We start from the raw sequence: 23,564 nt of genomic DNA on the forward strand, positions 1-23,564 counted from the left end.
GGTCTCCTACTCGTACCAGAGGGCTACTCGTACCAGAGGTCGTACGTGCCGGCGCCCGCGCGATCGATCCACATGTGCCAGTCCACCCCGGTCCACTCCCCGCCGCTGGCGGGGGTCGGTTCCCCGGCGAGGGTGCTGAAGACGCCGCCTCCGCTCGCGTCGCGGAAGCGGAACGGCCAGGGCAGCACGTTCGGGGGCACGTCGTCCTGATAGCCGTAGCCCCACTGCTTTTGGCCGGTGACCTTGGGCACGGGTATGCCCTGTGCGGTACGGACAGCCTCCCACTCGACGAGCATGCGCCGGTTGACGTTGCTCTCGGTGCACGTCGCGGACTGGCCGCCGAAGGGGAGGGGGCCGGTGCTCAGGAACAGGCCGTCAGGGGTGGTGTGTTCGAGCCACTCCCGGCTGGTCGACGTCTTGCTGCCGTGGTGCCCCACCTTGAGCCACAGGTTCTTCTCACGCCGGCACCAGCGTTGCGGGGCGCTGGGGGAACTGTCCATGCCGATGAGGACCTGCTCGTTCTCCACGAACGCGTCGGCCATGAACAGCACCTTCTGCCTGAGCCCCTTGCTGTCGCGCACCCCCACGAGGGAGAACACCAGGCTGCCCAGGTTGGCGATGGTCTCCTTCGGCGCGCTCTGGAACCAGGCGGCGCCGCGGCGGGCGGTGGGGACGAACATCCCACCGCCCAGGAGGAACAGGTTCGGCGCGGCCGTATCCTCCGGGAACAGCGGCTCGGGGTCGGCCTGGGTCGGTTTCTCCAGCGGGGGGTTGACCACGCGGTGGCCCGTGGTACTGGTGAGCGCGGCCGGATTGCCCAGCAGGGTCTCGACGAAGGACCTGTTGCCCTCTTTGTAGTCGGTGCGGGCCATCCCGTACCAGATGTTGTTGACGGTGTAGCGCAGCTTCTTGGTGGTGTCGTCGAGCAGGACGCTTTCCAGGAGGTTGAAGTGGTCCTGGTCGGGGTGAGTGATCAGCAGGTAGTCCAGGACTCCCGGGGTCTCCAGGTTCTGGAGATACCCGTCGATCTTCTGCTTGAGATGGCTGACCATGCGGTCCTTGGCAGTGCCCACCGGCGCCGGCGCTCCGGCCGCCGGCCGGGGAGCGACCGCCTTGGTGGAACCGCAGTCCAGCAGAACAGCCGCGTGCCCTTTGCTCGCCCCCGGCTTGTGAAAGATCATCAGGGTGCAGTCGCCCTGCCCCACATTGAAGAACACCACCTTGACCGGCATGTCGTCGTCCCCTCGATGGCGTCGGCCCGTCGCGGACCGTGCGCCACGGACAACAGTCCGCAAGCGCACGGCCGCGTGTCATCCCACCCCAGCCGGCGCGGACCACCGCCATGAACCCTCACCAATGGCGTGTTCTTAAGCAAAGCTGGCTGGATGACCGGCAACCAGGCCTCTGCGCTGCTCCGAGGCATCTCAACTACGGCTCGCGGTATGCGCTACTTGCAGGTAGCACACCCTCGCAACGGCGGCCTCAGGAACTGCCCCGGCCCGCGCCTGTAGCCGCGCGGGCCGGATGACCGCCTCCGCTGGGCACTGTTGTGTTGCGGCCCGGCTGGGTCCGACGTTGTATGCGGTGGGATGCCGGCGAGTGGGTCCGTCGGCGGCTACCCGGCGGGAGGCCGGCGTTGGTAGAGGGTGATCTCCAGGCCGCGGGCGCTGTGGTGGTAGGCCGGGGACAGGCCCGCGCGGGTGAGGGCCTGCTCCTGGGACTCTGCCCGGCGGGCGGCGGCTGGGCGGGCGCCGGTGGAGAGGTGGCGGCAGGTGATGCGCCAGACGCGGGGCGTGCGGGCCAGGCGCTGGTGCAGGAGGGCCGGGTCGGCGGGCTGGTTGTCGAGGGTGCCGCGTTCGGCTGCGCTCTCGGTTGTGCCCAGGTCGGGGAGGTGGGCGAAGACCTCCGGGTAGGCGGAGGCGATCAGGTGACACCGGCCGCCGCTGAAGAGGACGCCGTCCCCGGGGGCGGCGCGGTTTTGCAGTGTGGTGATGACGGCGGTGGTGTCCCAGGGGCGGCTGTCCTGCTGACGTATGGCCAGGTGGGACACGGTGATCGGGGCGGCCAGCAGGAGAGCCAGCAGCAATCGCCGGGGCAGCGGGAGGGAGGTGGCCGCGGCGGCGAGCAACAGTGCCAGGGCAGGCAGACAGAACAGCAGATAGCGGTAGGCGAAGAGAGGCTGGCCCAGAGAGAGGGCCAGGAGAAGGAGTGGGGGCACGGTCAGCCAGGGCAGGCCGACGGCGAGGATCAGGGGCGGGGTCTTGTGCCGACGGGCGATGAAGAGGGCTACGGAGGCGAGGGCGCTGAGGGTGAGCAGGAGTTTCAGGGCGGTGGGGAGGGTGTCCTGGCCGGGGGTGAGTAGCCAGGTGAAGTAGTTGTACGGGGTTCCGGTAGTGACGGGTGCGGCCTCGCCCACGGCCGAGCGTTGGGACACGCCGAGTATCAGCAGGGGGACGACGGCGGCGATGCCTGCGGCCTGGGCCACCAGCAGGCGTATGACCACGCGGCGGCCGGGACGCCGCAGGGCCACCGTGACCGCGTGTGCGGCCACCAGCAGGAGTCCCATCACGTTGAACCAGCCCAGCAGGGCAATCAGCACGGCGTAGACGGCCGGCCACCGTACATGCCCGGAGAAGGCCTTGATCAGGGCACCTGTGGCCAGTACTGCCACGGCCATGACGAAGGCGAACGAGCGGGCTTCCTGCGCGTACCGCGACGCGGTGGGCAACACGGCGAGCAGCAGCCCCGCGTAGAGGCCGAGGCGCGGACCGCCGAGCAGCCGCCCCAGCCAGGACAGGCCGGCTGCGGCGACAGCCACCGACACTGCGGAGGGCAGTCGCATGGTGAACTCGCCGACCCCTGCGGCCTGCCCGACCAGGTACATCAGCACGTAGTGCAGGCCGTGCACCGCGTCGACGCGGCCCAGCAACTGGACCAGCTGCGGCCCGGACCGCTGTGCCACGTCCATGGTGACGATCTCGTCGGTCCACGCGGAGGGGCCTGTGATCCCCCACAGCCCGAGACCGAGCCCGACGATCGGCGGCGCCCACGCAGTCGCCCGGACCGCGGCGCTTCCGTGGGAGCGGCCGGCAGAGGGGCCGGATGTGAGCGGTGGGGTGCGGTGGGGGGAGGTGAAGGTCATGGCGGTGCTTTGCTCACTTCCGGCGCCGCCCCGAGGAAGGGGCAGCGCGGCAGGGCGGGGGTGGGACGTGCGTGGGGCGCGGCGGTGGATCAGAGCAGGTCAGGTGCGGGGGCACCGTGCTCGGAAGGCCTGCGGTTCCTCAGCCGGGGCGTCCGGCGGGAGCGGCCGTGGTCGCGAGTTCGCGTTCGAGGGGGGTGCGGTAGCAGGGGGTGACGCGGGTGCCGTCGAGGAAAATGGCCAGGCGCTGGATGGCGTTGTTGATCAGGGCGCGGGTGTGGCGGCCGGGGTCGGTCAGGAGGTGGTGGTTGATGCGGCCGTCGGGGTGTTGGGCCCAGGCGCCGATGATGCGGCCGTCGGCCCAGATGGTGGGGCCGATGTTGCCGTTGCGGTCGAACAGGGCCGCGGTGTGGGCGGGGTCGAGGTAGAAGTCGCGGTGGCGCCAGCCCATGGAGGTGGGGTCGAGGCCGGGGAGCAGTGCCACCCAGGGTTCGTGGCCGGTCTCGGCGAGGGGCTGATTGTCCTCGGGGAGGAGGTAGCCGGTGCCTTCGTCGAGTTCGACGGCTTCGGCGCCGGTGGTGGCGATGGCCTTGCGGGTGTCGGTCAGCGTCCAGCCGGTCCACCACTTCAGGTCCGCGGCCGTGACGGGCCCGAACGCGGCCAGGTAGTGCCGGGCCAGCACGGTCTTGGCCTCGGCTGCGGGGAGGGCGGGGAAGGGTTCGGCCGGCTCCCAGCGGAACTGGGCGGAGGTCCACGAGCCGGCGGGCCGGGTGCGGCGGATGCGGCCTTCGGCGGCGAGGGTGCCCAGGACCGGGGTGGTCACGCGCTGACGGGTCTCGTACGACTTGCCGGCATTGACGGCGTACTGTTCGCGCAAGTCCGGGACATCGGCGGCGAGTTCGACGGCAGTGGCTCGGCCGCGGGCCGTCAGGGCAGCGAGGGTGGCCTTCTCCACGGCCGCATAGCGGGCCGGTGACCAGCCCAGCGTGGTACGCAAGTGCTCGGTGGTGTTGCCGCGGTTTCGGTGGGCGTCCTTGACGGTGGCGGCGTGGAGCGCGGGCGCGAGGTGGTCGGGTGTCACGAACATGGTGCGGCGCATGCACCGGATACGGGCCAGTGGAGGGGTGGCGTCGTAGAGGGCGTGGTTGATGGCCGCGGCAGTGGGAGCGGTCATGCGGGCGGCGGCCGAGAGGAACACCGTGGCGGGGTCAGTGGCGTGCAGACCGATGAGAGCGTCAGCCACCTCCTGCGGCCGGGACACCCGGCGGGCGGGGATGAACAGGTGCCGTTCGGCGAGCCGGGCGCGGCGTTCGGCGGGAGTGATACGGCGCGGAGCGGTCATCGTGCGGGGTTCCAGAAGGTGTCAGGTGGTGCGGAGATGTCAGGTGGTGCTAGGCAGCCCGCGGGGCGCGGGAGCTGCCCATAGTGTGGGGAGAGCCGAGGGTGCCGGGGGCTGCCTGTCCGCCTTCAGAGGGAGACCGCTGCTAGCCGACGTAGTCGGCCTGTGAGGCGATCTTCCCGTCGCGCAACTCCAGAATGGTGCAGAAGCGGGCGTTGACCGGTTCCCCGGCCGGGGGCAGCGCCGGCACGGCCCCGGAGCTGGTGCCCGTGAAGTCGGTTTCGAGGGCGAGGGTGTCCCCGTCGGTGATGATCCGCTTGATGGCCAGCTTGCGGTCGGGCACGGCGGCCGCGTACTCGCGGATGTGGCCCACGAAGGCATCCCGGCCGTGGAAGGCGAACTGGTAGGCGCTGATGGTGTAGGTGACGTCGTCGGTGTACAGCGTCCCGAACCGGTCGAAGTCCTGGTCGTTGTAGGCGCTCAGCCACTCGTGAGCGAGCTTTTCGGCGTCCGCGTGAACGGTGTTGCTGGTCATGGCGATGGCCCTTTCTGTTGCCTGGGAGAAGCCGCACCGAGAGGTTGGCACGGATATAGGTCTATTCGTGTCCTATATCCGCTATCCACGCCCTGCCGGTCTCGTTCCGGCTATCGCCCCGCGATCAGCGGCAGCAGCAGCGCCGCGGACCAGCTGAAATTGGGCGAGCTCAGGGCGGCTCCGCTCAGCGGGTCGTAATTCTCCATGATCGGACCGTTGCCGGTCAGACCGGCCGCTCTCTCGGTCAGCCCCGCGGCCAGCGCGTCCGCCTCGCGGCCGAATCCGTAACGGCGCATCCCGGCGATCGCGAAGTACGCCTGGTCGAGCCAGACGGGGCCGCGCCAGTACTGCCGCGCGGCGAAGTACGGCGAGCTCCTGGAGACCGTCGGCAGCGGCATCGCGGTGGCAAACTCCGAGGGGTCCAGGAGACGCTCGCGTGCAGCGGCGGCCTGTGTCCGGGTCGCGACGCCGCTCCACAGCGGGATCACGCCCTCGATCCCTCTGCCCCGGTCCGTCAGCCGAGTGCCGGAGCCGAGCCCGGTGTCGTAGAACCAGCCGGTCGCCGGGTCGTACATCCTCTCCCGTACGGCCTTGCCGGTGGCGGCCGCCCTGGCCCGCCAGCCGTCGGCGGCCGTCCGTTTCCCCAGCTCCGCGGCGATCCGGCCCAGATGCTCCTGGTCGACGGCGAGATAGGCATTGAGGTCCACGGACTCCTGGGTCAGCGAGTAGCCGATCACCTGCCCCGAGCCGTCCCGGTTCGGCACGACCGACGTGCCCGGCGCGGCGTCGAACCGGGGCGCGTTGTCCATGCCGCTCTCCCAGGCCGCGGCCAGCCGCTGCTGCGCGGGCGACCCGTTGGCGAGGTCCACGGTCGCGCCGTACTCCGCGAGCCCGTTGTAGTCGTGGTCCCGGTTGCGGTACCACCACTCCTGGTACGCGGCCAGCTTCGGGTACACCTCCCGCAGGAAATCCTTGTTCCCGCTCCGCTCGTAGACCTGCCACACTGACCAGGCGCCCAGCGGCGGCTTGCTGTTCCTCTCGTTCCAGTTGGTCCCGCCCCGCTGCGGGTCGTTGTAGAAGACGGCGTCCGGGATCATCCCCGCGTCCTGCGGGCGGGCCGTGGAGCCGGACCGTATCTGGTGGTCGAGCACCGAGCGGATCTGCGCCTCGGCAAGCCCCGCGTCGAAGCGCGCCGTGCCGACCGCCTGCTTCCAGGTGTCCCAGGCCCAGAAACCGCCCGCGAACCACTTGTACGAGAGGGACGGCGTGATCCCGTCGTGTGCGAGACTCCCGGCGGCGCTGCGCCAGTTGGTCACCAGCGTCTCCAGCGCCTTGACGGCGAGCCGCCGCCGACCGGCCGGCACCCCGGCGGTCACGCCGTCGACGTACCCTCGCCAGCGGGCGTCGGCCGCCCGGACGGTCCGCGCCGTGTCGGCGAGCACCCGGCGTACCTCACCGGCTTCCGCGGTGCGCTCGGCCTGCGTGAAGGTGTAGCTCTCGGTCCAGTCCAGGGAGCGTGCCGCGCCGGGCGCGAGGGTGAAGGGCGCGGCCAGTTCCGTACGGTAGGAGTCCCCGTCCCCCGACACGGTCGTACGCACCGGGTCCCGGTGCCGGACCTCGAACCGTTCGGTGCCGTCGGTGAGGAAATCGTCTGCCGCACGCACCCGGGCGAAGTCGACGGCGACGCCCCGGGGTGCGACGGCCAGTGAGGGCGCCTGCCTCATGGGCGCCTCGGCGGGCCGCAGCAGGCTTCCGGTCCAGCCGGCGCCGAGGGTGCGCGGGGTGCGGCCGGTGTTGCGCACCACGGCCCCCACCAGCGCAGTGCGGTGCGTGGCGTACCGAAGCTCAAGGGTGAGCCGGAGGCCGCCGCCGACATCGTAGGCCTGGACCAGGGCCCCTGGCCGAGAGGTGAAGCGCGGCGGGCCGCCGCCGGCAAGGTCGAGCGCGCGGCCGTCCTCGCTCAGCCGGATGCGGCTGAAGGAGGCGCTCAACCACCAGGGGTACTCCTGCGCGATGTAGAGGGGGCCGGTGAATCCGCCGTAGCCGCTCGGGGCGTCCGCCGCCGGCAGGGCGTAGGCATGCCAAGCCCCCCGGTCGGCGAAGACGTTGATCGGGTTGTTGTCCTTCTCGTGTTTGTCGTCCTTCTCGTGTCCGGGCAGCGCCGCCGTCGGGGCGCCCCGCAGATCGAGCACGTCGTCGTAGCCGTTGCCGGCGCGGTCAGAGCCGTAGTTCAGGGAGGCCACCGTCCGTCGAGGTGGGGCGGCGGCCGTCGGCTGAACGCAGATAGCAGCGGCGGCGACGGCGAGGAGGAGAGCGAGGGTGACCAGGGTGCACGAGCGCGGGCGCATCGGCGAACTCCAGTGCTTCCAAAGGCCGGGGCCGAGATCCGACAAGGGTGCTCGGCAGCATGAAACAAGCGCAGCGCCCTCATCACGCGATTCGCCCACTCCGGCCGGAACTCGTTCCCCCGCGGACGGGTGCACCGACCGGACACCGGGACCCTCAGCTCTCGGCCTCGGGAAAACAGCCCTTTAGGCCGGCCGAGCCGTGGAACTCGGTCGGCGCATGGGCCGTGACCGGCCTGTTCCTCATCCCCCTGCTTGGCGTCGGGCGGGCGGGGGTGGGATCCGGCGCCAAGCGCCGGCGCACCCTCAGTACGGGTGCTTGTTCGGCTTGTTCGTCCACGCGTCGTAGGCGTGGGCGCCGATTTCGGGATGCATCTGCTCGATCTTGATCCTGCGCTCGTCGAGCGGCTTCCCGAAGTCCTCGTACTGGAACGAATCATCGAAACCGATGCGCCGGGTGTCGTCCAGGGCGCAGCTGAAGTAGACGGCATCGATCCGGGACCAGTAGATGGCGCTCATGCACATCGGGCACGGAGCGCCGCTGATGTAGATGGAGCAGCCCTGGAGCATGCGTGCTCGCTCGGGCACGGGGTCCGGTGAGCCTTCAGGGCGGGGGACGTATTCCAGGGTGCTCTCGTTCTGGTGTTCCTCGGCGATCGACGGAGCCTCGGGGTTGAGGTATTGCACGGCCTTGCGGATGGTTTCGACTTCTGCGTGTGCCGTGGGGTCGCCGGTCAGGAGGACCCGGTTCTGTCCGCGCGCGATGATCTCCCCGTCGCGGGCTATCACTGCACCGAAGGGGCCGCCCCAGCCGTTCTCCACGGACTCGGTGGCAAGGCGCACCGCCTCGGTGATGAGTTCTTTGTGTTCCATCACGGAGTCTCCCATCGGCGTCGATTTCCCGCTGCGGAGGGACTCGCGGAGCAGGCAATCAAATGCCTGGTTTGCCGTATAAATACTATATGAACTAGGCTACTCCACGTGAGTCCACGTGCAAGCCGTGACTCCGCGGCCGACAGCGCCACCGTTGTGACCTCGCAGAAAGTGCGACCGGGCCACGCCGACGAGTATCAGCGCTGGCAGAACCGGACGAACGAGGCGGCCCGCGAATTCGACGGGTTCGAGGGCTCCGAGGTGTACCCGCCCGGTGCCGGTTCCGAGAACGAATGGGTGACGGTCTTCCGGTTTTCCGGGATCGACTACCTGACCGCCTGGCTGGAGTCGGACCGCCGGCGGGAACTGCTCGCCGAAGGACGGAGATTCTTCGAAGAGGCTCCGACGCAAGAGGTGCTCCGAGGCGGCTCCCCGGCCGAACAGGCCCCCGAGACCGTCACCGCCGTCATCTCCCACGACGTGAAGCCCGGACGCGAAGAGGGCTTTCTGTGCTGGCAGGAGAAGATCCTCAAAGCGCAGGAGAAGTCTCCCGGATTCATGGGGTCCGAGTTGTTCAGACCGGTCGAGGGGGTGGAGGACCGCTGGGTCGCCGTCTTCCGGTTCGACTCCCGCGAGCACCTTGAGGAATGGCTCGGGTCCGATGCCCGCAGCAAGCTGCTCGAGGAGGGGCGCACCTACTTCGCCTCCTACGACGTACGCAAGGTCGGCTCCGCGTTCAGCGGCTGGTTCCGTTTCGGCAAGGGCGCACAGGACGCCGCTCCGCCGAACTGGAAGCAGGCCATGTCCGTGATCCTGGCGCTCTATCCCACCGTCATGGTGCTGAATCTGACCGTGGGTTCCGAGCTCGGCCGGCTCGGCGTTCCGGGATACGTGGGCCTGTTCATCGGCAACGTGCTGAGCGTCAGCACGCTGACGTGGCTGCTGATGCCTCTGGTGAACAAGGTCCTGGCGTTCTGGCTCGCGCCCGGCCGCGCGCGCAGCCTGCGCGTCCATGTGGCGGGTGCCGCGGCCGTGGTGATCTGTTATCTCCTGTTCATCGCGATCTTCGGCCTGATAACCCGCTGACCCTGTCCCGGGCCCCGGCCCCGACTCCGGCCCCTGGCCCCGACCCCGGTCCCGCCCCCTGGCGCAACCGGCCCATCGAGGAGGAGGTCATGATGCCCGGGCGTTCTCCCGCAGCACGCTTCGAAGGAGCCCTGCTCCGGCGGGGCGACCCCGCGTACGACACCGCCAGGGCCGCCGCGGTGTGGAACGGGCTCAAGCCGGAGCGCTTCCCCGAGGCCATCGTGCGGGCAGCCTCCGAGCAGGACGTACCGGAGGCCCTCTCCTATGCACGCTCCGAGGGTTTCCGCGTCTCGACGCGTTCCGGTGGACACAACTGGTCCGGCTCCCAGCTCCGCGACGCGAGCCTGCTCATCGACCTCAGCGGACTCCGGCAGTGCAGCATCGACCCGGGGTCGATGACGGCCACCGTAGGACCCGCCGCCACCGGAGGGGACCTGGTCCGGGCACTGGCCCCGCACGACCTCGCCTTTCCCGTGGGCCACTGCCCCTCCGTCGCGGTCGGCGGATTCCTGCTCAGCGGTGGACTCGGGTGGAACTCCCGCGCGTGGGGACCGTCATGCGCCGACGTCCTGGAGATCCGGGCCGTCACCGCCGACGGCCGGACGGTCACGTGCAGCGAGACCGAGAACGCCGGCCTCTTCTGGGCCGCCCGCGGCGCGGGGCCCGGCTTCTTCGCCGTCGTCACCCGTTTCCGGCTCCGCCTGCACCCCCACCCCGGGGCCATCGTGACCACCACCCTCGCCTTCCCACTGGCCGCCGCCGGCCCCGTGGCGGCCTGGGCGGAAGGGGTCGCACGCGAACTCCCGCCGAACGTCGAGACGGCCCTGATCCTCACGGCTTCCGGCGAACCGACCGCCGCCTCCCCGCCCGGTCCGCGGATCCTCGTCGGCATGACCGCGTTCGCCAGGACACACGAGGAAGCACTCGCCGCTCTCTCGCCCGCGGAGTCCTGTCCCCTCGCCGGCAGCGCCGTCACCCTCCAGGCACCCGAACCGACCTCGTTCGCCCGGCTGCACCAGGGCGCCGACGCGGTATGGCCCTCGGCGCACCGGTACGCGGCGGACACGCTGTGGTCGGAGGAGACCTACGAGACACAGCTGAACCGTACGGCCACCGCGATATCCCGCGCCCCCTCCGGCAGGTCTCTCGTCCTCGCGCCGGTACTGCCCGTCTCCGAAGACCCGGCTCTGCTCCGGAACATGGCCTTCTCCCCGCTCGGCGCGTCCTACCTCGTGTGCTACGCGATCTGGGACGACCCCGCCGCGGACGGCACCAACGCGCAGTGGCTGCGGGAGGCCATGACCTCGGCCGATCCGTCGGGCCACGGCGGACACTACATCGCCGAAACGGACCTGGAAGCCGACACCTCCCGGGCCCGCCGCTCGTACGCACCCGCCGACTGGGACCGCTTGCAGGAACTCAAGGCCGCATGGGACCCGGAGAATGTCTTCCACTCCTACCTGGCGCCGTGACCTTCAGGATCCCTGTGACATCCAGGGGTCCCAGTGAACTTCAGGGTCCCCAGTGACCTCCAGGGTTCCCTCGGGCCGGAGACCGAAGAGGCCTACGCCCGCGCCAACGGCCGGCTCTGACAGATCCATCCAACCAATAGGACATTTACCGACCTATTGGACATCTAGCGTGGGTCACGTCGCAGAGAATCCTCTCCGCTCATCCCGTCATCAACGGCTTTGCCGGTAAAGGAAGGGAGCCAGTCATGGCCCAGAAGGAAACGATGCAGCGGTTCACCCCGATGCTGTACGTCAAGAGCAGCTACGAGGCTGTCGCGTTCTACCAGGAGGTCTTCGGCGTCGAGGAGATCGCCGAGCGCACCATGCTGCTGTCGCAGGTTCCGGGCATGGAGCAGGTGCCGGGTGCGGAGCACGTGGTGGTCTACTCCAAGCTCCAGTTCGCCGACGGTAGTGGCCTGAACGTGGCCGAGCTGTCCGACGAGGGCGTCTACGCGAAGGACGGCGGCGCGGTCGTCGGCAACAACATTCACGTCGGGCTCCAGCACACCGACACGGCCGTCCAGAAGGCGGAGTTCGACAGGCTCGCCGAAGGCGGGACGGTCATGGAGCCGCTGGAGGAGAAGTTCTGGGGCACCGTCTTCGGCATCGTCCAGGACCGCTACGGCGTGATCTGGGAGTCCAACTGCTATCTGAAGCAGGGCTGATCAGCTGATGCCCCCGCCTCCGGAACCGTTCAGCGGTTCCGGAGGCGGGGGTTTTCGCTGTCCGAGGTGCGGCGGCCGACGCCGCGTATGCAGTCCTCCCAGCGTGGCAGGCCATGGTGGGCGGCCCGGGCGTGGAGGTGGGCGGTGACCTCGCGGACGTATGAGGCGGGCATGGCGCGACTGTCGGCGTAGGAGGCGGCCAGGCGCTGGTGCAGGTGGGGCGGCAGGTGGACGGCGGACTGGTTGAGGAACCAGTCGCGGGCGCCGGGGCTGATGCGCATGATGTCGGGGTAGACGGTGACGGCCCCGGCCTCGGCACAGGCGTCGACGAGCGCGTCGAGGGCGGCGGGGCGGTCGCCGGCGTGGGGGATGACCGGGGCGACGAGGACGCCCGCGGGGACACCGGCCGCTCGGAGGGCGGCGATGGTGGCGAGGCGGGCGCGCGGGGGTGCGGCGCCGGGTTCGAAGGCGCGCCACACGCGCTCGTCGAGCGAGCCGAGCGAGGTCATGACCAGGACGTTCGCTACGCGGGCGGCTTCGGCGAAGAGGCCGAGGTCCCGGCGGAGCAGGGCGCTCTTGGTCGTGGTGGTGAAGTTGACGCGGTGGTCGGCGAGGGTACGGAGGATGCCGGGCATGAGGCGGTAGTGGCCTTCGGCCCGTTGGTAGCAGTCGGTGGAGGTGCCGACCATCACCCAGTCGTCGCCGGTCTTGCCGCCACGCAGTTCGCGGCGCAGGACCTCGGCGGCGTTGGTCTTGACGACGACCTGGGTGTTGAATCCTTCTCCGGTGTCGAAGCCGAGGCGGGTGTGGCCGTCGCGGGCGAAGCAGTAGGTGCAGGCGTGGGTGCAACCCCGGTAGGGGTTGAGGGTCCAGGCCATGCCGCCGGGGCGGGCTCCGGGGATCTTGTTGAGCAGGGTGCGGGCGCGTTGTTCGTGGAAGGTGATGTCCCGGAAGCCGGGCGCGGGTGCGGGCGGCGGTGCCACCAGCGCGGCCTCGAAGAGCCCCTGCCGGCTGTTCACCGGGCGTCCCCTGACTGCTCGGCGGTGTGCGCGGCGCGCAGGACGCGCTCTCCCAGCGTCCGCAGGTGCGGGCCGAGTTCGGGCGGGTCGAGGACGTCGAAGTCGAAGCCGAGGACGGCGATGCGGTAGGCGAGGTATTCCAGGGAGTCGGCACCGGTGAGGAGTCGGCAGGTGTGGTCGTCGACGGGTTCGACGACGCCGAGGGTGGCGGGGACGCGGTCGGCAACCTGCTCGGCGGGGGCGTGGACGAGGAGCAGGGCGCGGTGGCCGGCGGTTCCGCTGAGGGTGGTCGAGACCCAGGTGGCGGCGTCCACGCTGCCGGGCAGTTCACGGGCCGGGACACGGGCGCCGGTGCGCAGCGGGTCGGTGAGGCGGTCGAGGCGGAAGGTGCGCCAGTCGGCGCGGTCGCAGTCGTGGGCGACGAGGTACCAGCGGCGTCCGGCGGCGACGAGGCTGTGGGGCTCGGCCAGGCGGCGGGTCTCCTGCCCGTTGGCGGCGCGGTAGGTGAAGCGGACCTTCTCGTGGGTGACGCAGGCGGCGGCGAGGAGGGCGAGGTGTTCGGCGTCGGCGCTCGGCCCGCCCTGCGGGACGGCGACCGCGGCCTCCTGGAGGACGGTCACGCGGCGGCGCAGGCGCGAGGGCAGGACCTGCTCCAGCTTGGCCAGGGCGCGTACGGAGGTCTCCTCGATGCCGGTGACCGAGCCCGCGGCGGCCGTGCGCAGACCGATCGCGATGGCGACGGCCTCGTCGTCGTCCAGGAGGAGAGGCGGTATGGCGGTGCCGGCAGTAAGCCGGTAGCCACCGGTGTTGCCCTGAGTGGCGTGCACGGGATAGCCGAGCTCACGCAGCCGGTCGATGTCGCGGCGGATGGTGCGCGGACTGACGCCCAGGCGCTCGGCGAGCTCGTGGCCGGGCCACTCGCGCGGGGACTGCAACAGGGAGAGCAGCCGCAGCAGGCGGCCGGGAGTGTCACTCATGCCCGGGAGCATCCCACCGCAATAGGACATTTTCTGGCCTAAAACCACGACGAAAGCAGGACGCGGGCCGCCGAGCAGCCGTTTTGCCTAATAGGCCATGAATTGACCTATTGGCTTCCTATGGTCGTTGCATACCCCCTGAAGAAGCCCCCGGGCGCCCGTACCGACTCCCGGGGATCCACTCGAATTCATCCGAATCCATACGGATTCCCCCACACCATCTGGAGCCCGCCATGGCCGAACAGACCCTGTTCACCACCCCGATGATCTACTGCGACAACGCCCTCGCCGCCCTCGCGCTCTACACGGACGCCCTCGGCGCCGAAGAGCTCACCGACCGCCGCATGCTGGCCGCGCACCTCCCCGGCCTGGCGGACGTGCCGGGCATGGACCGTACCGTCGTCTACTCCGCGCTGCGCTTCCCCGACGGCAGCGGCCTCAACGTCGCCGACCGCTTCGGTGACCCCACCGCCAAGCACGGCGCCGTCACCGGCAACAACCTCCACATCGGCCTCCAGCACACCGACCTCGCCGAGCAGAAGGCGGCGTTCGGCAAGCTCGCCGAGGGCGGCACCGTGCACGAGGCCCTGGAGCCCAAGCCGTGGGGCGCGTCCTACGGCATCGTCCAGGACCGCTTCGGCGTGATCTGGGAGATGAACTGCTGCACCGGCTGACCGAACCGGCAGGGGGTGGGCAGGCGTGGCTTCCTACCCGCTCCCTGTCAGCCGGCCAGGTCCTGCCGAAGTGCCGCCGCGGTATGGGACGCGCGGTGTTTCAACAACTGGGCCGGGGTACCGGTGAACAGGACCCGCCCACCGTGCCGGCCACCCTCCGGTCCCATGTCGATGACCCAGTCGGCACGCTTCACGACATCGAGGTTGTGCTCGATGACGATGACGGTGTTGCCGTCGTCGACAAGCCGGTCCAGCAGCCGCTGGAGGGTTTCGATGTCCGCCATGTGCAGGCCGGTGGTGAGCTCGTCCATGACGTAGATGCCGCTGCGGCTGCCGAGATGTCCGGCGAGCTTCAGGCGCTGGCGTTCGCCTCCGGACAGGGTCGACAAGGGCTGCCCGAGCGTGAGGTAGCCGAGCCCGACCTCCACGAGCGTCCCCAGCGCCGCTCGTACGCCCTTCTCTCCCGGCCCGGTGAAGAACGCGCAGGCTTCCTCGGCGGTCAGCGCGAGGACGTCGGTGATCGTCCTGCCCCGCAGGGTGTGGGCGAGGGCCTCGGCGCTGTAGCGCAGGCCGCGGCAGGTCTCGCACACCGTGGTGACCGGGTCGGCGAAGGCCATGTCCGCCGTGATGCTGCCCTTCCCGCCGCACGCGGAGCACGCGCCGGTCGAATTGAAGCTGAACAGTCCGGCGGGCACGCCGCCCGCGTCGGCGAAGAGCTTGCGCACCGTATCCATGATCCCCAGCCAGGTGGCCGGCGTGGAACGGGAGTTGGCGCCGATGGCGCTCTGGTCGATGACGACGGCAGCGTCGGGGTGCTGTTCGGTGAACACCTCGGATATGAGGGTGGACTTGCCGGAGCCCGCCACACCCGTCACCGCGACCAGCACGCCGGTGGGGATGTCCACGGAGACGTCCTCGAGGTTGTGCCGACTGGCGTGGGCGACGGACAGGTGCCCGGTGGGGCTGCGGACCTCGGTCTTCAGCGGCAGTGTGCGGCCCAGGTGCCGGCCGGTGAGCGTACCGGCCCTGCGCAACCGGGCCGCGCTCCCCTCGAAGACCACCTGCCCGCCGTGGGTACCGGCGCCCGGCCCCATGTCGACGACGTGGTCGGCCAGCGCGATGACGTCCCGGTCGTGCTCGACGATCAGCAGCGTGTTGCCCTGGTCCCGTAGCTGCGTCAGCAGCCGCCCCACCCGGTTCACGTCACGCGGGTGCAGGCCGGTGGAAGGCTCGTCGAAGATGTACGTCATGCCGGTGAGGCTGGAGCCCAGGTTGCGTACGATCTTCAGCCGCTGCCCCTCGCCGCCGGACAGGGAGGCCGTCTCGCGGCCCAGGTGCAGATATCCCAGCCCGATGGCGTCGATCCGCCGCAGGCCCTCGACGGCCGCCTGCGCGATCGGGGTGCCCAGCGGATGGTCGACCCCGTCCAGGACGCCGATCAGGTCGGTGATCTCCATGGCCATGTGGTCGGCGATGTTCAGCCCGTCGATCCTGGTCCGCAGGGCGGCCTCGTTCAGCCGGGAGCCGTGACAGCCGGGGCAGCCGGCGTCGGTGGTGAACTCCTCCACCGCGTCCCGGGTCCGCTTCGAGAGCGTGGACAGGTCCCGGTTGAGATAGAGGCGGTCGAACCGGTCGACGATGCCTTCGTAGGTGACGTTCTGGGTGCCCTTGCGGGTGACGAGCTCGATCCTCACCTCGCCGTCCGGGCCGCCGTGCAGCAGGGTCTGCCACTCCCGCTTCGTGTACGAACGCAGTGGCTTGTCGTTGTCGAACAGCCCGGAGCGGGTGAACAACGTCCACTGCACACCCCCGACGTTGAACAGCGGGAAGAGCAGGGCCCCGGTGTTGAGGGACTTGTTCCTGTCGAAGAAGCGGTCCAGGTCGAGCTGGACGGTACGGCCCAGCCCCTGACAGGTGGGGCACGCGCCGGACGGGTCGTTGAAGGAGTACGCCGTCGACATGCCCGCCGACGGCTCGCCCGCGCGGGAGAACAGCAGGCGGATCAGCGAGGCGATGTCCGTCATCGTGCCCACCGTGGAACGGGCCCCGCCGCCGAGGGGCCTCTGGTCCACCACGATCGCGGGCGACAGGTGGTGGATGCCGTCGGCCTCGGGCTTCTCGTACTTGGGGAGGCGGTTGCGGACGAACGCCGGGAAGGTCTCGTTGAGCTGGCGCTGGGACTCCACGGCGATGGTGTCGAAGACCACCGACGACTTGCCCGACCCGGACACGCCGGTGAACACCGTGATCACCCCTTTCGGGATGGTCAGGCAGACGTCCTTGAGGTTGTGCGCGCGGGCACGGGTGATGACGATGCCGTGCTCGTCACGACGGGGATGATTGCTCATGGCGGTACTCCTGGCAGGCGGTGCGGTCCCGGGCCTTCCCGGGCGGCACCGGCCCGGGAAGGTTCGGAAAGGCCCCGGAAGGTCCGGGAAGGTTCGGGAAGGTGCGGAAAGGGACGGGATCAGGACCGGGCGAGGGCCTGGTCGATGCCGAGCGCCAGGCGCAGCGTCTCGGTGGCCGCGCGCGGGGTGAGGAGAGCGTCCTCGGCGCCCTTCGTGACGCAGTCCAGGACGTGGTTGATCGCCGTGGCGTAGTTGTCAGCAGGGGCGAGAGCGATCTCGCGGGAACCGGCAGCGGTGTACTCGGTCAGGCTCATGACCGGGCCGGTCCGCTCGAAGGGCCGCTCGTGCAGTTCGAGGACGCCGTCGGTGAACGTGGCCTCGAAGCCGTGGGAGACGCCGTAGGAGACCGGAACCATGGACGAGGCGGTGTACTCCACGATCACGTCGTCGTAGCGCAGCACCGTCTCGGCCGCGGCCCGCCCGTCGCCGGCGGCGACCCCGGTGGCGTGGATCTCCCGCGGCAGGCCGAGGGCGGCGACGGTGTAGTCCAGGTCGGAGAGCATCACCTCCAGCGCGAGCCGGTCCAGGCCCAGGTCCACCGGCCCCCAGATCGGGCCCGCCTTGCGGTACGAGCGCAGGGTCCGCAGCCCGCCGAGCGAGCCGTCGCGGATCACTTGGTGCAGGTGCCGGACGGCCGGGTGCACCCGCATGAACATGTCGATAAACACGTGCTTGTCGCTCGCTTCGGCGGCGCGGGTGATCTCCTCGGCCTCGGCGATGGTGGGGGCGATGGGCAGCTCGCACAGCGCGTGCTTGCCGGCCGCCAGCGCCCGCAGGACGTGCTCCTTGTGCAGGGCCGTCGGCAGGCAGACGTCCACCAGGTCGACGTCCGGGTCGTCGTAGATCGCGTCCATGTTCGTAGTCGTGGCGAAACCGAAGTTCTGGGCGAACATGGCGAGCTTCTCTGGCCTGCGCCCGTAGACGACCACCTCGGTGTCCGGGCGGGCGGCGTAGACGCCGGCGTGGGCGACGGCGAATCCGGTTCCCAGCAGTCCGATCTTCATGGCGACACATCTCCTCAGCGATAAGCGCTATGCGAGGGAATGATCTGGTTCGCTCCCTCGGGTAAATCCCACGCTAGGAGCCTTTTAGGACACAACTCGTCCGCATATGGAGTCACAGTGGAGGCATGACGACCGACATGCCCGCCCGGATGCTCCGCCTGCTCTCGCTCCTCCAGACCCGCCGCGAATGGGCCGGCACCGAGCTCGCCGACCGGCTCGGCGTCACCACCCGCACCCTCCGCCGCGACATCGACCGCCTGCGCGAGCTCGGCTATCCCGTCGAGGGCACCACCGGCCGCTGCGGCGGGTACCGCCTCGCCGCCGGCACCGCCATGCCGCCCCTGCTCCTGGACGACGACGAGGCCATCGCCATCGCTGTCGCCCTGCGCACCGCCACCACCGACGTCACCGGCATCGGGGAAACCGCCCTGCGTGCCCTCGTCAAGCTCGAACAGGTCCTCCCGGCCCGCCTGCGCACCCAGGTGGCGGCCGTCCAGCAGGCCACCACCGCACCCGTCGCCTACGGAAGTGGTGAACGCGCCCAGGCCGATCCGGCGGTGCTGGCCCTGCTGGCCGCGGCCTGCCGCGACCACGAGATCGTCACCTTCGGCTACACCACCCGCCACGGCACTCCCGGCCCGCGACGCGTCGAGCCCCACGCCCTCGTCCCGGCCGCGGGCCGCTGGTATCTCGTCGCCTACGACGTCCAGCAGGACGACTGGCGCACCTACCGCCTCGACCGCATCGCTTCGGTCGCCACCACCGGCCGCCGCGTCCCGCCACGCGAGCTGCCCGCCCCCGGCCCCGCCGCCTACGTCGCCGCGAAGATCGCCACCGCACCGGCCCGCTACCGGGCCGTCGCCACCGTCGCCGCCCCCGCGGAAGCCGTCCTCGCCCGCACCCAGGGCCTCCCCGAACGCGTCACCCCCCTCACGGCCGACACCTGCACGGTCGACCTCTCCGGGGACCACCTCGCCCGCATCGCCCAACTCCTCACCGCACTCGGTGACACCACGGCCCTCGAGGCCGACCCCGAAGTGCTCGCCCACCTGCGCACCACGGCGCGGCGCACGCTACGACTCGCGGAGGACAGGAGCGAGCCGGATCCGCCTTCGGCGGAGAAACAGGAATGAGGAAAGAAGCCTGGACGCGAGAGACGCACACGAAGCGGTGAGCGGCGGCCATCGCCGCGACCACCACTCGTGCCAGGACCCCGGCCGCGGCAGCACCGCCGCCCTCGGGGCGCCCGCCGCGGCGCCGGCAACGCCGGCCCCATCATCTGGGCCAGGGTGCTGTATTGCCGGCAGCTGGGCTCGGCACACTACGGCCGTATTAACCACCACCTGTTCACCGACATGGGCTGCGGCCCGCGCCACCATCACCCAGGAAAGCGACCGGTTCTGGCCGCGATTCCGTGAGACCTCGGGTCAGCGATGGGAACGCGAGATCGTTTCGCCTGGGTCTCCTGCTCCATGGCGATCGAAGCGTTCGAGGTGTTCGAGGTCTCCGAGGAAGTCCCGTTCCCCGGGGTCGATGTGGAGGTAGGAGACGTCCGGTCCTCACCCGATGAGCTTGTGGTGGGGGTGGCGCCCCTGGGGCGGCCTGGTCGCCGCCCGAACTGCCGGCGCCGGGCGGAACGGGTGCACAGATCCCACCAACGGCGCCTCGCCGAGCGCCCATTGGGGGCCCGGCGAGTGCTGGTCGGGCTCACAATCCGCAGGTTCCTCTACGACAGGCTGACCTGTCCGCGGACGGCCAGGACCCCGGCCTCCAGCTCGCCCGCCGGCCTGCGTTCGTCCCCTCGCATTCGTCACGGGAACGTCCCTCACCCCAATGTCGTCTACAGTGCAGTAGACCGTCTATATGCTTGTAGTCAGTCGGGGTGCCGCGCAGGCCGCCCGCTTCCCTCAATGACGAAAGGGCCCGCGAGGATGGCCGCACCCTTGCTCGCGACGGCGTCGCCGCTTGCCGTCAACGTCCTGGACGCCCAGTCGCTCATCGGGGTTTTCGGTGTGCTCGGGGTCGGCCTCGTGCTGTTCGCCGAGACGGGCCCGCTGGGCCGGTACGGGTTCGCCGCAGCGATCGTCCCGGCCCGGTTCGTGCCGTGGTCCGCACGGTGCTCAATCCCATGGCCGGCGCCCTGGGTGTACCGACGGCTGTCGCTCCTGCCGCTCTTGCCGCTCCTGGCCGAGGTCCTGCGCTCCCACCGTGCCGTGGCCGGGCGGCGAAGCGGGGCGTGCGCGTGACCCGGCGTCGCACAGCGGCCGTGGCGAGCCTGGCGGCTCTGGCCGGCTTCGCCCTGCTGGCCGGGATCGTCACCGCACGGAACGGTTCCCCGCTCCCTGTGGACAGCACGCTGCTCTCGTGGGCCGTCGGTCACCGCCCGGCCACGGCGGTGACCGCGATACGGAGGCTGACCGACACGGGGACGGGCGCGATCCCCTACGTACTGGCCGCCACGGCGGGTGTCATCGCGGGGCGCACGAAACGCCAGAAGGTCCTCGCGGCCGCCGCGAGCCTGCTCTGCCTGGGCGTGGGGCAGCTCCTGCGACGGGCGGTGCTGAACCTGATCGGCCGGGCGCGGCCGCCGGCCGGCGAGTGGGCGACGCACGCGTCAGGGTTGTCGTTTCCCTCCGGCCACGCCACCACAGCGGCCCTCACAGCGGCACTGCTCATCACGGCCGTACTCCTGCGCTCACCCCCTGGCCGCTTCCTCGCCGTCGCGCTCGTCGGCTGCTGGGGCGCCGCGGTCGGGCTGACGCGCGTCTACCTCGGGGTCCACTGGTTCAGCGACGTCATCGGCGGCTGGCTCTTCGCCCTCGCCTGGTACGGGGCGTGCGCGGTGGTGGCCGCCCGGTGGCTCCCCATGCTCATCGCCCCCGCGCACAAGGACGATCCGTACCCGGGGAACGATGCGGCTCCCCGCCCGAACCCATGAAAAGGAGCCGGCGTGCACACCATCCTGGTCGTGGAGGACGACCATGCCCTGCGGGACGTGCTGCTACGCGGCCTGCACGACGAGGGCTTCGCCACCGTGGCGGCCCAGGACGGTGCCGGCGCCCTGCGGCTGGCCGGTGACACCGTCGACGCTGTGGTCCTGGACGTCGGGCTGCCGGACGCGGACGGGCGCGACGTGTGCCAGGCGATGCGGGCCAACGGATTTGCCGACCCCGTCATCTTCCTGACCGCCCGCCACCGGCTGACGGACCGCCTCAGCGGGTTCTCCGCCGGCGGCGACGACTACCTGACCAAGCCGTTCCACCTCGCGGAACTGACCGCCCGGCTACGGGCCACGCTCAAGCGGGCAGGGCGGGCGGTATCAGTCCCGGCCCCGGCCGGGGACCCGGCGCTCGACCTGACGCTCGACCCGGCGCGGTACACGGTGACCGTACGCGGCCGCGCCATCGCCCTCACCCCTACGGAGTTCCGGCTCCTGGCCGCCCTGATGGCCTCTTGCGGTGACATCGTGCCAAGGCGCGGACTGATCCGGGCGGGCTGGCCCGAGGGCGCCCACGTCAGCGAGAACACCCTCGACCAGTACCTCAGCCGGCTGCGGCGCAAGCTACGGCAGGCGGGCAGCGATCTGACGGTTCGTACCGCCAAGGGAGTCGGGCACCGGCTGGCATGAAGGCGATCCGGCAGGCCATGTGGCCTTGTACCTTGCGCGGCCGCTTCTCATTGCGCAGCCGCCTCTCATTGCGCGGCCGCCTGTCATTAGTGGCACTGGCAACGGCCACCCTGGTGATGGTGGTCCTCACCGTGGTGTTCAACGCCGTCGTCCGCGACCACCTGCAACAGCAGGCCGACGACGAACTGCGCACCCGCGCCGAGGCCGTGGCCACGACCGTAGACACGAGAAGCGACCCGGTGCGGGTGCGCGAGACGGCGGACGACGCACTGCTCGACACGAACGTGTGGATCTATGCCGGCCCGCGGCTGCTCGAACACCCCGTCTCGGCCCCGGCCGACGGCACCCTCACCACAGTGGCCGCCGGACTCGCCGCGCGCGTGACCTCGCGGTGCACCACCTTCGAAGGCCAAGGCGAAGGCGTCGGCGAAGGCGCCGACAACAGCCCTGTCCGCCTGTGCTCCCGGCCCGTCGGCGAGGCCACCCCTCCCCGAACCGCACCCGGCGCCGTCGTGGTCACCGCCCTGGACCTGGCCCCCTACCGGGCCTCGGCGGACACCATGCTCCTCGCCTCCCTCGCCCTGGGTACGGCGGTCCTCGCCTGCACCTACGTCCTCACCCGCCTCGCGGTCGGACGGGCCCTGCACCCGGTGCAGGTCATGACCGGCCAAGCCACCCGGTGGAGCGCCGCCGCCTCCGACGAACGTTTCGGCTCCACCGCCCGCCCCGCCGAGCTCGCGCAACTGGGCGCCTCCCTGGACGGGCTGCTGGACCGCATCCGCGCCGTGCTGCGACACGAACAACTGCTCACCGGGGAGCTGTCGCACGAACTGCGCACCCCGCTCACGCGCATCACCACCGAGCTGGACTGGTGGCGCGCCCGGCCTCGGTCGGCCGAGGAAACCCGGGCCATGCACGCCAGGCTCACGGACGCCGCCCAGTGCATGCGGACGATCTGCGACACCCTCCTCGACGACGCACGGGACAGCACCCGGACCGTCCCCGGCACCGCGAGCGTCCTGCCCGTCCTGCGGAATCTCACGGCCGGAGCCCCTGTCCACGGCACGACCACGGTGACGGCGGCAGTGACGGTCATCTGCCCGGAGACGCTGACAACGGGGGTTCCCGCCGTGCTGCTGGAACGGATCGTCAGCCCTCTCCTCGACAACGCGCTGCGCTACGCCCGCTCCCGCGTCCTCATCAGTGCCCGGCAACAGCCCGACGGCAGCGTGCGCATCAAAGTCGCCGACGACGGCCCGGGCGTCCCGGACTCCTTCACCGGCGGGCTGTTCCAGCCGGGCCGCCGCGCCGACCCCGGCGACGGGCACGGCGGAGCGGGCCTCGGGCTGCCCCTCGCGCGACGCCTTGCCCGCTCCGCCGACGGCGACGTGCGTCACGACGCCCGGCACACGCCGGGCGCCGCCTTCGTGGTCAGCCTTCCCGCGGCGTGAGGTGATCCCGCTCGGTCACGTCCCGGCGCGTCACCGTCAAAAACACCACCAGGCCGGCGATGACCGCCAAAAACAGCCCGCTGGTGACCACCGTGCCCAGCCCCAGGCCGCCGTCGGCGGCCGGCTGGGACAGATAGTCGCCGACCGAGGCACCCAGGGGCCGGGTCAGGACGTACGCGATCCAAAAGCTCCACACCGCGTCCAGGCCCAAGGCGAAGTGCGCCACCGCGACAGCCGCGATCGCCGAGGCGAACAGCGCGGCCGAGAGCCAGTAGCCCAGATCCATGCGCTCCGCGACCAGGTCACCGGCCGCGGTGCCCAAGGCGAAGGTGAACAACACCGCCGTCCAGTAGAAGCCCTCCCGACGAACGCTGTCGACATGGTGGATGGACAAGGTCCGCTCACTGCGGTGCCACACGGCGAACACTCCGACGAGCGCGACGGCGAACACCCCGGTGCTGACCTGGAGCGGCACGCCCAGGTTGTCGGTCAGGTTGTCGGTGATCAGCGTGCCGACGACGCTGACGAGGGCCACGACGAGCCAGTAGAGCCCGGGACGGTAGGCCCGGGCCCGGAACTGCGCCACCAGCGCCGCCGCCAGCAGCGCGCTCATCAGCAACGACACACCGGTCAGGCCCAGGCCGAGCCTGCCGTTGAGCAGGTCGGCGGCGGTCTCGCCGACCGTCGTGCACAACACCTTGATCACCCAGAAGTACAGGGTGACCTCGGGGACCTTGTTCCAGGGCGGACGACGACCGACGGCCGTGGCCCGGACATCGGCCGCTTCCCGCGCTTCGGCGGTTTCGGAGATCTCAGGGGTCATGGCGCAGACCATGCCACCGCCAACCTGAACGCATCCTGACCACGTTCCCGCATCCTCCGCCCCGAGCCACCCCCGAGCCGGAACATC

At 70.6% G+C, this 23,564-nt stretch carries 19 protein-coding genes and 1 pseudogene; 9 read left to right on the forward strand and 11 right to left on the reverse strand.

Features of this window, described 5'->3' with window-relative positions:
- Positions 1–23 precede the first annotated feature (23 nt).
- From D7231_RS24210 to D7231_RS24235, 6 genes are all read right to left on the reverse strand, one after another.
- Positions 24–1,232: a ComEC/Rec2 family competence protein gene (locus D7231_RS24210; RefSeq protein WP_120757646.1), complete on the reverse strand. Its 1,209-nt coding sequence runs from the start codon at positions 1,230–1,232 to the stop codon at positions 24–26.
- 383 nt (positions 1,233–1,615) lie between these two features.
- Positions 1,616–3,142, reverse strand: coding sequence for a glycosyltransferase family 39 protein (locus D7231_RS24215; RefSeq protein WP_120757647.1), 1,527 nt, complete (start codon positions 3,140–3,142; stop codon positions 1,616–1,618).
- 139 nt (positions 3,143–3,281) lie between these two features.
- Complete coding sequence (locus D7231_RS24220) at positions 3,282–4,481, reverse strand: winged helix DNA-binding domain-containing protein (protein WP_120757648.1); 1,200 nt, start codon at positions 4,479–4,481, stop codon at positions 3,282–3,284.
- A 142-nt stretch (positions 4,482–4,623) separates the two neighbouring features.
- Positions 4,624–5,013 (reverse strand): nuclear transport factor 2 family protein, encoded by a 390-nt coding sequence (locus tag D7231_RS24225; RefSeq protein ID WP_120757649.1) that lies wholly within the window; start codon positions 5,011–5,013, stop codon positions 4,624–4,626.
- Positions 5,014–5,123: 110 nt separating this feature from the next.
- Positions 5,124–7,361 carry an MGH1-like glycoside hydrolase domain-containing protein gene (locus D7231_RS24230; RefSeq protein ID WP_120757650.1) on the reverse strand — a complete coding sequence of 746 codons (2,238 nt, stop codon included), beginning with the start codon at positions 7,359–7,361 and terminating at the stop codon, positions 5,124–5,126.
- A gap of 303 nt (positions 7,362–7,664) precedes the next feature.
- Positions 7,665–8,231 (reverse strand): nucleoside deaminase, encoded by a 567-nt coding sequence (locus D7231_RS24235; protein ID WP_120757728.1) that lies wholly within the window; start codon positions 8,229–8,231, stop codon positions 7,665–7,667.
- Between the two features lie 108 nt (positions 8,232–8,339).
- Between D7231_RS24235 and D7231_RS24240 the strand changes: the two genes are divergently transcribed.
- The 3 genes from D7231_RS24240 to D7231_RS24250 all read left to right on the forward strand — a co-directional run bounded on the left by D7231_RS24240 (position 8,340) and on the right by D7231_RS24250 (position 11,493).
- Positions 8,340–9,317 carry an antibiotic biosynthesis monooxygenase gene (locus tag D7231_RS24240; RefSeq protein WP_241999893.1) on the forward strand — a complete coding sequence of 326 codons (978 nt, stop codon included), beginning with the start codon at positions 8,340–8,342 and terminating at the stop codon, positions 9,315–9,317.
- A gap of 89 nt (positions 9,318–9,406) precedes the next feature.
- Complete coding sequence (locus D7231_RS24245) at positions 9,407–10,789, forward strand: FAD-binding oxidoreductase (RefSeq protein WP_120757652.1); 1,383 nt, start codon at positions 9,407–9,409, stop codon at positions 10,787–10,789.
- A gap of 245 nt (positions 10,790–11,034) precedes the next feature.
- Positions 11,035–11,493, forward strand: coding sequence for a VOC family protein (locus D7231_RS24250; RefSeq protein ID WP_120757653.1), 459 nt, complete (start codon positions 11,035–11,037; stop codon positions 11,491–11,493).
- 29 nt (positions 11,494–11,522) lie between these two features.
- Here the strand turns inward: D7231_RS24250 and D7231_RS24255 are convergent, their stop codons facing one another.
- A complete protein-coding gene (locus tag D7231_RS24255) occupies positions 11,523–12,512 on the reverse strand; it encodes a radical SAM protein (protein ID WP_120757654.1) in 990 nt (329 codons plus the stop codon).
- Positions 12,509–13,489 (reverse strand): helix-turn-helix transcriptional regulator, encoded by a 981-nt coding sequence (locus D7231_RS24260; RefSeq protein ID WP_120757729.1) that lies wholly within the window; start codon positions 13,487–13,489, stop codon positions 12,509–12,511. The genes D7231_RS24255 and D7231_RS24260 overlap by 4 nt, the downstream gene beginning before the upstream one ends.
- A gap of 233 nt (positions 13,490–13,722) precedes the next feature.
- Here D7231_RS24260 and D7231_RS24265 point away from each other — a divergent pair, with 233 nt between their 5' ends.
- Positions 13,723–14,163, forward strand: coding sequence for a VOC family protein (locus D7231_RS24265; RefSeq protein WP_120757655.1), 441 nt, complete (start codon positions 13,723–13,725; stop codon positions 14,161–14,163).
- Between the two features lie 47 nt (positions 14,164–14,210).
- Here the strand turns inward: D7231_RS24265 and D7231_RS24270 are convergent, their stop codons facing one another.
- Positions 14,211–16,511: an excinuclease ABC subunit UvrA gene (locus tag D7231_RS24270; protein WP_120757656.1), complete on the reverse strand. Its 2,301-nt coding sequence runs from the start codon at positions 16,509–16,511 to the stop codon at positions 14,211–14,213.
- Between the two features lie 119 nt (positions 16,512–16,630).
- On the reverse strand, positions 16,631–17,575 hold the full coding sequence (locus tag D7231_RS24275; RefSeq protein WP_120757657.1) for a Gfo/Idh/MocA family protein: 945 nt from the start codon (positions 17,573–17,575) through the stop codon (positions 16,631–16,633).
- Between the two features lie 125 nt (positions 17,576–17,700).
- Between D7231_RS24275 and D7231_RS24280 the strand changes: the two genes are divergently transcribed.
- The 5 genes and pseudogenes from D7231_RS24280 to D7231_RS24300 all read left to right on the forward strand — a co-directional run bounded on the left by D7231_RS24280 (position 17,701) and on the right by D7231_RS24300 (position 22,654).
- Positions 17,701–18,708, forward strand: coding sequence for a helix-turn-helix transcriptional regulator (locus D7231_RS24280; protein WP_120757658.1), 1,008 nt, complete (start codon positions 17,701–17,703; stop codon positions 18,706–18,708).
- Positions 18,709–19,506: 798 nt separating this feature from the next.
- Positions 19,507–19,727 (forward strand): annotated as a pseudogene (locus D7231_RS24285) (hypothetical protein); the annotation flags it as partial.
- A gap of 90 nt (positions 19,728–19,817) precedes the next feature.
- Positions 19,818–20,513: a phosphatase PAP2 family protein gene (locus D7231_RS24290; protein WP_120757730.1), complete on the forward strand. Its 696-nt coding sequence runs from the start codon at positions 19,818–19,820 to the stop codon at positions 20,511–20,513.
- A gap of 12 nt (positions 20,514–20,525) precedes the next feature.
- Positions 20,526–21,203: a response regulator transcription factor gene (locus D7231_RS24295; RefSeq protein ID WP_120757659.1), complete on the forward strand. Its 678-nt coding sequence runs from the start codon at positions 20,526–20,528 to the stop codon at positions 21,201–21,203.
- An 89-nt stretch (positions 21,204–21,292) separates the two neighbouring features.
- Positions 21,293–22,654 carry a sensor histidine kinase gene (locus tag D7231_RS24300; RefSeq protein WP_338419882.1) on the forward strand — a complete coding sequence of 454 codons (1,362 nt, stop codon included), beginning with the start codon at positions 21,293–21,295 and terminating at the stop codon, positions 22,652–22,654.
- Here the strand turns inward: D7231_RS24300 and D7231_RS24305 are convergent.
- Complete coding sequence (locus D7231_RS24305; RefSeq protein ID WP_120757731.1) at positions 22,635–23,477, reverse strand: COG4705 family protein; 843 nt, start codon at positions 23,475–23,477, stop codon at positions 22,635–22,637. The two genes, D7231_RS24300 and D7231_RS24305, sit on opposite strands and share 20 nt — an antisense overlap.
- Positions 23,478–23,564: the final 87 nt, after the last annotated feature.

The sequence above is a fragment of the Streptomyces klenkii genome (genome assembly GCF_003626645.1).
GTDB classification, from domain to species: domain Bacteria; phylum Actinomycetota; class Actinomycetes; order Streptomycetales; family Streptomycetaceae; genus Streptomyces; species Streptomyces klenkii.